Origin of the sequence: Pseudomonas sp. V98_8 (assembly GCF_029967975.1) — a bacterium.
In the GTDB taxonomy this organism is placed as follows: Bacteria; Pseudomonadota; Gammaproteobacteria; order Pseudomonadales; family Pseudomonadaceae; genus Aquipseudomonas; species Aquipseudomonas umsongensis.
Window position 1 is genome coordinate 106693 of sequence record NZ_JASCAE010000054.1, and the last position, 8327, is coordinate 115019.

Annotated in this window: 7 protein-coding genes; 2 read left to right on the forward strand and 5 right to left on the reverse strand. The window is 60.9% G+C overall.

The window, feature by feature from the left end; translation table 11 throughout:
* Positions 1-41 precede the first annotated feature (41 nt).
* The 5 genes from QLG10_RS18830 to QLG10_RS18850 all read right to left on the reverse strand — a co-directional run bounded on the left by QLG10_RS18830 (position 42) and on the right by QLG10_RS18850 (position 5761).
* Positions 42-1430 (reverse strand): DUF1329 domain-containing protein, encoded by a 1389-nt coding sequence (locus tag QLG10_RS18830; RefSeq protein WP_282487816.1) that lies wholly within the window; start codon positions 1428-1430, stop codon positions 42-44.
* Positions 1431-1442: 12 nt separating this feature from the next.
* The gene (locus tag QLG10_RS18835) at positions 1443-3140 is read right to left on the reverse strand and encodes a DUF1302 domain-containing protein (protein WP_110755189.1); all 1698 of its coding nucleotides are present in this window, start codon (positions 3138-3140) and stop codon (positions 1443-1445) included.
* Between the two features lie 44 nt (positions 3141-3184).
* Positions 3185-4309 (reverse strand): FAD-dependent oxidoreductase, encoded by a 1125-nt coding sequence (locus QLG10_RS18840; protein ID WP_282487817.1) that lies wholly within the window; start codon positions 4307-4309, stop codon positions 3185-3187.
* A gap of 87 nt (positions 4310-4396) precedes the next feature.
* Positions 4397-4807, reverse strand: a complete 411-nt coding sequence (locus QLG10_RS18845; RefSeq protein ID WP_248679379.1) for a Rieske (2Fe-2S) protein — start codon at positions 4805-4807, stop codon at positions 4397-4399.
* A 15-nt stretch (positions 4808-4822) separates the two neighbouring features.
* The gene (locus QLG10_RS18850) at positions 4823-5761 is read right to left on the reverse strand and encodes a VOC family protein (RefSeq protein WP_110755186.1); all 939 of its coding nucleotides are present in this window, start codon (positions 5759-5761) and stop codon (positions 4823-4825) included.
* A 278-nt stretch (positions 5762-6039) separates the two neighbouring features.
* Here QLG10_RS18850 and QLG10_RS18855 point away from each other — a divergent pair, with 278 nt between their 5' ends.
* Both QLG10_RS18855 and QLG10_RS18860 read left to right on the forward strand, forming a co-directional pair.
* Complete coding sequence (locus tag QLG10_RS18855; protein ID WP_110755185.1) at positions 6040-7002, forward strand: LysR family transcriptional regulator; 963 nt, start codon at positions 6040-6042, stop codon at positions 7000-7002.
* A 60-nt stretch (positions 7003-7062) separates the two neighbouring features.
* Positions 7063-8220, forward strand: a complete 1158-nt coding sequence (locus QLG10_RS18860) for a prolyl oligopeptidase family serine peptidase (RefSeq protein ID WP_282487818.1) — start codon at positions 7063-7065, stop codon at positions 8218-8220.
* Positions 8221-8327 lie beyond the last annotated feature (107 nt).

Consider the following 8327-nt stretch of genomic DNA (forward strand, 5'->3'; position numbering starts at 1 on the left):
ACGCTGCGCAAGCCACGATCCGGCCGAACTCACCGTCCGTTTCAACGAACGCCAGCACCCGCCATCGCCGCCGGCGAGAACTCGGAGGCCTTGTAGCGATCGACCATGGCGTACTGCTCAGGCTGGCCGGTGTAGACGTTCTGGATAAACCAGGCGCCGGAAGTCAGGTCATAGAAACCCGAGGACAATTGCGCTTGCGCGGGCAGGTCCGGCAGGACCGCCGGCAACGACCACAGGGTCTTGGCCAGTTGGCCGTTGGCGTCCCAGCGATCGCCCAGCATGGCTTGCCAGGTGTCTTCGTCGAGGTAGTAGCGGCCCTTCGGCAACTGGTGACGCTTGCCCGGTGCCAGATCGGCCTCGACCACCCACACCCGGTGCAATTCCCAGCGCACGTAATCCGGGTTCATGTGGTGGGCCAAAAACAGGTCTTCAGGTTTGGCGGCGGTTTGCACCTTGTTGGTGTTGTAGGGGATGTACATCTCCTGCTTGCCCACCAGTTTCCAGTTGAAGCGGTCCATGCGGCCCTGGAACACGCTCAATTCGTCGAACGACATCACCCCGGCAGTCGCCGGTGTCGGTGTATCGCAGCAGGCATTGGGCAGCTTGCGTACGCGGCGCTGACCGGTCAGGTAGACGTGCGCCTGGGACAGGTCGCCATTGATGTTGGTGCGGCCCATGATCTGCTCGCCGGCGCGCAACGGCGGCCCGACGTTGAGCAGACGGAACAGCCAATAGTCACCGGCGAAGGATTCCGGCGTCCCTTCCTGGTAGTAATACGGCATCTCCTGGATAGCCTGGCCGTCGGTGGTCATGACCTGCTTGCCGTCGGCGGTCATCAGGTAATGACGGAAATGCATCGATAGCGAGGTACCGCGCCAGTTCAACAGATGGTTCCACATGGCTTCTGCGCCATTTTGCGGGATCGGGAACGGGATCCCGCCAAAGGCGCCTTCAGGCACGGGACCGGCGCTGCTGTCGACCAGCCTGGCGCGGGTGGCGTTTTTCAGAGTGTTGTCATACACCCATTGCGGCGCGGCGGCTGTGCGCCGGGTCGAGTACACATCGATGCGATAGGTGTCCGGGAAACGCTTGAACATTTCCTTGGTGCCGTCGCTGAGTTTGCCTGCGTACTGCGCCAGGTTTTTCGAGGTGATGCTGAACAGTGGCTTGTCTGCGGCGAACGGATCGGAACGCTTGCCGCCTTCCTTGAACGAAGGATCGACCTTGGTATAGCCACCGTCCCAGGCCGGAATGGAGCCATCGGCATTACCGGCGCGCTCGGCCCCGAAAGGCGTGAGGTTTTTCGACAGTTTGGCCGCGTCTTCCGCCGTCGCCGCCCATGTCATCTGACTGCAAATGGCCAGGCTGCCGAGCAGTGCAAAGCACAGGGCCTTGAGCTTGAAGGCACCGGTTTTCTTATTGTGGGTCATGCGCAAGTCCTCTTAAAACGTGGTCTTGACGGAGAAAGCCAGGTAGTCCCGGTCTTTCAGCGATTGCTTGTAATTGAACTGGCTGGCGGCGTTGAGGTTGGTGTCCTCGGCGCCGTAGTAATGCGTGTAGGTCAGGCCGGCGGTGACGCGATCCAGGTAGGTCGCGGTGATGCCGATATTCATGTCGCCGCCGTTGTCCGGGCCGAAGGAGCTGACAACGGCCGATTTGCCCAGCGGGAAATAGCTGAGTCCGACGGGGATGCTGATATCGATGCCGGAGAAAAACTGGCGGTAGGTTGGTGTGTAGACCACCTTGAATCCCAGGCCGTCATCGGTGGCATTGGGGTCAAGGGCGGCACGGTTTTTGGTGACACTCAGCAGGCGGTTCCAGGCGATCTCACCGACCAGTCCCGATTCCCGGGCAAGGAAGTTCGGTCCGAACGAAGCCAGCACGTTGAGGTTGACGTGAGCGGTGCGGCCGACCGCGTACAGGGCATCGTCATCGTTGTCGGCGACGACACCAGGCAGGACAGTCTGGCCGTTGGAAACCAGTGGCATGTTCCAGCGCATCGAGGCTTCGCCAGCGAAGCTGTATTCGTCCATCGTGGTGGAAAAACTGGCACCGAAAGCACGAATATCCTCGGGGTACACCCAGTAATACTCACCGATCTGGCCGGTGCTGAAGTTCGGCGCACCGGTCGACGGCTTGAGATACAGCTTGGGGGTCTTGTCGTGGTACTGGATCGCATACAGGCCGTACTCGACCGTCTCGGCGCTGTACTTCAACTGCAAGCCGCCCTGCCCCGAGCTTTTCGCTTCCTTGTCATTGCCATGGAAGAACGCTGCCGGGCTGCTGGCGTTGCCTCCGAGAAACGCTGGAAACGGCGCCCCCACGATCAAGCGTTCGTTGCCTTCACCAATGGTGTCACTGGTGGAGAAGTAGCTGCCGGCGCCCGGCAGGCGCGTCTCTTCCCATTCCAACTGGTAAAAGGCGCCGAGCGACACGTCGTCGGTCAGTTGAAAAGTCCCCGACAGCTGACTCACCGGCCGGGTGATTTCCTTGAATTGGGTGTTGGGTACCGACTGCGCCTTCACCACATCGACCGGCGCCATGCCACCGGCAATGCCGTTGGCCCCGAAGAACAGGCTCTCGCCCCAGATCAACCCGTGGCGCCCGGCGCGCACGGACGTGGCGTGATCGGCCAGCGAGCCGTTCCAGTACACGAACGCATCAAGCAATTCACCGTCGCCGCCATGCAGGTGGCGGGTGTCGTCGGTGAATTCGTCGTAGGCCACGGAACGGGCGTTGGCCCGGGTCGGGTCGTCGTTATCGTTGTCGTGTTGATAGGCGGTGTCGTACCAGGCGGCCCCACTGAGGCGCGCACCGACATTTTTAAACGACATATCCAGTTCGGAAAGGATGTCCGTACGGTTGGAAATCAAGCCCTTTTTGAAGGCCCGGTCGCCGTCGTCCTGGTTGAGTGCCACTTGGCCCTCGGTCAGTTTGCTGCTGGGATTTTGCGTGCGCCAGGCAGCGCTGTACTTCACGGTGTTATCCCAACGCAGGTTGAAATCCGGATTGCCGGTATCCACCGAAAAGGCAAGGGCCGCCTGGCTGCACAGCACCAGGGCCGCGGCCAGACTGAAAGCAAAGGGTGCAGACGTGCTGACCGGGCGGCGCGCAAGCGTCGCAGTCGTGGAACTAACCATCGCGTTAACCTCTTGTTTTTATAGTGGTAACTGCTGCGGGTGAATCAGATGGGCTCAGCCGTCCGCGCGAGCATCTGCCTGACCAGGCCAATGCGGTCGAACTCGCGGTCGTGTTGCATTTCCTTGTCACCGGCCAGCACCGAGCTTTCGCTGATGTATTTGCAGCGCTCAAAACGGCGCGCCATGAAGCGCTGCAGTTGTTGCTCGACGCTGCCGTCGCGGGTCAGTTCTTCACTGAGCACGATGGCGTCTTCAATCGCCATGCCGGCACCCTGACCGAGGTGCGGCGTGGTCGCGTGGGCGGCGTCGCCGATCAACAGGACGCGGCCGCGATACCAGGGCTCGTCGACGAACACCACTTCCATCGGCTTGTAGACCACTTGGCTGCTGTCGGTGATTTGCTCACGCAGTTCGCCGATGAGGCCGGTAAAACCCTGCAAGCGCTGACGCATCTGTTCGGCCAGGGTCGTAGGGTCCATCCACGGGTTGGACGGTTCGTGGGACGTGAGGAACAGGTACATCAGGTCACCCGCCAGCGGCACCAGGCCGGCATTGCCTTCGGCGCTCTGATAGTTGGCGAGGTGGTCGATCTGCGGCGCGCGCGGGAAGTTATAGCGCCACACCGATTGGCCGGTGAAGCGTGGTGTGTAGGTGTCGCCGAACAGCAGATCGCGAACCCTGGAGAACAGACCGTCAGCGCCGACCACCAGGTCATAGACCGCACTGCTGCCATCGGTGAACAGCACATCCACGCTATCGCCTGTGTCCTTCAAGGATTCCACGCTCAGCCCCAGGCGTACTTGAGCACCGAGCTCCAGCGCCGTTTCGCTGAGGACCTTGTGCAGCGCCAAGCGTGAAATACCGACGTTGGCCGGGTACGCAGGCCCTGCCAGGCGTTGACCCGGGATGCGCGCCAGCTGCTGACCGGCCGGGCCATAAATGGCGACGTCTTCAAAGGCGTACGCCGCATCGAGGTAACCGTCGAGCACGCCCAGCTTGGCCATCTCGCGGACCACGTTGCTTTGCTGGATGATCCCGACGCCGTACACCGTCCACTCTGACTTGAGCTCGATCAGATCGACTTCAATGCCCTTGCGCCGCAGTGCGATGGCCGCACACAAGCCACCAATGCCACCGCCCACGATCAGAACTTTGTTCACTGCACTCATGGTTTTCTCACTTGTTATTCTTGTGATTCGATGCAGCGTCGGGCACTGCGTCGTTGGGTCCAGCTTCCCGTCAAAGCAGGGATTTGACTAATCGCGAGTAGGGATGCGATGTATCTCCAAACGCGATACCTCGACGGCGGGCGGCGCGATCCGAATGCCGGGCATTTGCAGCACCAGCCAGCCCTCCTCCACGCGCCACGGCAATGCCTCCAGCGATTGGCCCAGACAGGGGCCGTAGACGCATTCACCGGTACTCGGCAGAAACTGCGCACCGTGGGCGTAACAGACGATCAACTGGCCGTCGGCGGATAAAAAACGGTCTTTGCGGTACTCCAGGCGTACGTCCAGGTGCGGGCAACTGTTGCGATAAATCCGCAGCTGTCCCTCGTGCACCAGGGCGAAAACACTGTCCCTGCCGCGCTGCAATGGATCGAATCCGCGGGATTGCCCTTCCACCAGTTCGTCTATCCGGCACAGGGGGAAATCGCTGTGGCTCATGGCTGACATCCGTATTCACCCCTGTTTGGGTGGCGGGCCGCCGGGAGCCCATTTTTCTTTCGAGTTGAACAGGAACAGCTGCGAGTTATCCGCTGATAACGGCGCGCGACGGGCCTCCCAGGCGTCATCGTGTTTGTCCATGTCGGCGTCGTATTCAATGTGGCAACCCAACGGACTGTTGAAGTACCAGAACCAGTTGGAGCCAAAGAGGTGGCGGCCAGGGCCCCAAAAACTGGTCCAGCCCTTTTGCTCGAAACGTGTGCCGGCCAACAGCACTTCGGTGCCACTGCCCATGTGGAAGGTGAAGTGCTCGCAGCCCTTCATGTGTGGCGGGGTCTGGATCATGAACAGGCAGTGGTGATCATCGGAACCGGCCGGGCGCATGAACGGCCCGGCACCGATAAAGGTGTCCGTGGTCCGAAAGCCCAGGCGTTCGGCATAGAACGCTTCGGCCTTGGCCGCGTCGGGAACGAAATACACCACGTGGGACAAGGTGCGTGGCACCGCACTCATGTCGAGCGTAATGCCCGGCTGGTTCAACGGCCGTTGCGGCGAGTGGCCGGCGGCGTTGGTCAGGTCGTCCGGGGCGCTATAAGCCTTGCGCACGGTGACCTGGAAGGCGATTGCGAAGCCCATGTCGTCGATGCTGTGCAGCACGCCGTTTTCCCGGGAGACCTGACGGTCGCGCGCCAATTCGTCCTCGATTGCGTCGAGGTCCGCCACGCTGGCGACGCCGTAGACGGTTTCGCGTATCGACGGTGCCGGGCCAAGCGCAACCGGCAGGTTCGGATCGTCCGCTCGGCGAATGATCACGGCAGTGCCGTCCAGCGCTTCGAAGCGCCCGCCATGGCTGTCGACGTCAACTGGCGCCAGGCCGTAGTCACGCAGGCAATCGGTACAGGCTTGGATGTCATCGACGCCAAAGATCAGGGCATCAAGGCCAATGATGTTCATGGCTACCACTCCATTGAAATTATGATCCGGAGACTGCTGCCGAGCGCTCGACAAGGCCGATCAGCGGGGCATGGAATCCGGTGGTGGTGTCGGCCAGAGGTCCGACTGCGGCGAAGATTGACGTGGGATTTGGCAGCTGACTAATCGCGAGTGGGGATGCGACCTATCGGCAAACGCGATACCTGGATGTGCAGGAGGATGGCGCACAAACGGGGTTGACGAGACGATGAATTCACCGGAATGTATCGTCAAAATAAATACAACAGCGGGCCTGCCTGATGCGTTTCAACCACCTGGATCTCAATCTGCTGGTGGCACTCGATGTGCTGCTCGAAGAGCAGAACATCACCCGTGCCGCCGAGCGCCTGCACATGACGCAGTCCGCAACCAGTGGCGTGCTCGGGCGTTTGCGCAGTTATTTCGAAGACGAGCTGCTGGTGCAGGTGGGGCGCAAGATGCAGCCCACGCCCTACGCCCGGGAGCTCGCCAAACCGATCCGCGAAGTACTGCTGACGATTCAATCCTCGATCACTGCCAAGCCGGTGTTCGACCCCACCACCAGCAAACGCCATTTCCGCCTGGTGACCTCGGATTACCTGATCAGCGTGCTGTTCGCCCAGGTGATTCAGAAGATCCATCAGGAAGCCCCGAACATCACGTTCGAGATGCTCGGCCCTGGCGACAATTCCGGTGAGCTGCTGATTCGCGGCGAGGTCGACCTGATGATCGTGCCTGAGCGCTACATCATCGACGGCCACCCCCACAAGCTGCTGTTCGAGGAAGAACATGTCTGTGTGGTGTGGGACGGCAACACCCAGGTCGGGGACAGCCTGACCCTGGAGCAGTACATGGACATGGGCCACGTCTCCGTCGGTTTTGGTCGCACCCGGCACTTGAGCATCGAAGAATGGTTCATGAACCAGTATGGTTTCAACCGCCGTATCGAAGTCATCACCAACGACTTCAACACCCTGCCGCAACTGGTCGTCGGCACTCAACGCATCGCCACCATGCACCAGCGCCTGGCGCGCCTGTATGCCCAGCACCTGCCGCTGCGCATCCTCAATCCTCCGGTGAAGATTCCGGTCATGCGCGAGGTCATGCTCTGGCACCGCAGCGTGGACGGCGATCCGATGCACCGCTGGCTGCGTGAGCGCATCAGCGAGTTCATCCAGCATCTGGAACGCGATCCTATCGCCGCTCGCGATACCTCTCATCCCGAGTCGCGATTGGTCAATTAACCGGGGCGTCCTTAACGTGCCTTGTGAATGCTCAAGGCAACCACAAGGACAACAACCCTCATGTTCCGTTATTTCCCGACCAATTATGTGTGGAATCTCTCAGTCAACCTGGCCATCGAAATGGGCGCCCGCATGGGCGAAATCGAAGAGATGTGCGCGCCGCTGCAGGAGGCCGCCCGGCAGCCCGACGCGGCCGGTACCAAAGCATTCCGCGAAACCTGGGCGAAGATGGCCGACAAGCTCTGCGGGCTTGCCGAAGAAGACGAAGGCCTTGGCCGGCTGTTTTCCGCTGGCGAAAAATACAACCGCGCCGCCACCTACTACCTCACCTGCGAGCGCTTGCAGGCCCATGGCGCGCCGGGGCGCAGCGAGCTGTACCAGCGCTTTTTGCAGACCTTCAAGCGCGGTATCGAACTGTCGCGGGAGAACTGCGAACGCGTCGAAATCCCCTACGAGGGCAAACATATTTCCGGCTTGCTGGTGCGTGCCGAAGGCGTGACCGGCCCGGCGCCAATCCTGGTGCAGGTCAATGGACTGGATTCGACCAAGGAAATGAAATACCGCGTCGGCCTGCCCGCCTGGCTGGCAAAACGTGGCATCTCGTCGTTGATCATCGACCAGCCTGGTACGGGTGAAGCCCTACGCCTGCATAACCTGATCGCTCGTTTCGACAGCGAGCATTGGGCCAGCCGCGTGGTCGACTGGCTGGAAACCCGAAGCGACGTGGACGCCAAGCGCATCGGTCTGGAGGGCGTCTCTCTTGGCGGTTATTACTGCCCGCGCGCGGTAGCCTTCGAGCCACGGTTTGCCTGCGGCGTGGTGTGGGGCGCGAACCATGACTGGCGCGATGTGCAAAAGCGCCGCCTGGAAAAAGAAGGCAGCTTCCCCGTACCGCACTACTGGACGCACGTGCAGTGGGTGTGGGGTGCAAAAGACATGGATGAGTTCATGGCCATCGCCGAAAACGTACACCTGGACGGTGTGCTGGATCGCATCAAGGTGCCTTTCCTGGTGACCCACGGTGAAAAGGATTCGCAGATCCCACTGAAGTGGGCACACCGTACCTACGAGCAACTGGTCAACAGCCCCAAGCGTGAACTGAAGATCTTCACCGAACGTGAAGGGGGTGTGCAGCATTCCAGCTTTGATAACAGCATCAACGCCGGACAGTACATCGCCGACTGGATCGCCGAAACCCTGGGCGGGCACACTGGTTGACCGGTTCTCCTGTAGGGAGCTGGCTTGCCAGCGATGACGGCATCACGGCCAACACCGCATCGCCAGCAAGCCGGCTCCTACAGACTTGTGTCACGCCAACAATCCAG

Bases quoted from the DNA above. Each gene is read 5' to 3' on its own strand.
- QLG10_RS18830 (WP_282487816.1), bottom strand. From the start codon at position 1,430: ATGACCCACAATAAGAAAACCGGTGCCTTCAAGCTCAAGGCCCTGTGC.
- QLG10_RS18835 (WP_110755189.1), bottom strand. From the start codon at position 3,140: ATGGTTAGTTCCACGACTGCGACGCTTGCGCGCCGCCCGGTCAGCACG.
- QLG10_RS18840 (WP_282487817.1), bottom strand. From the start codon at position 4,309: ATGAGTGCAGTGAACAAAGTTCTGATCGTGGGCGGTGGCATTGGTGGC.
- QLG10_RS18845 (WP_248679379.1), bottom strand. From the start codon at position 4,807: ATGAGCCACAGCGATTTCCCCCTGTGCCGGATAGACGAACTGGTGGAA.
- QLG10_RS18850 (WP_110755186.1), bottom strand. From the start codon at position 5,761: ATGAACATCATTGGCCTTGATGCCCTGATCTTTGGCGTCGATGACATC.
- QLG10_RS18855 (WP_110755185.1), top strand. From the start codon at position 6,040: ATGCGTTTCAACCACCTGGATCTCAATCTGCTGGTGGCACTCGATGTG.
- QLG10_RS18860 (WP_282487818.1), top strand. From the start codon at position 7,063: ATGTTCCGTTATTTCCCGACCAATTATGTGTGGAATCTCTCAGTCAAC.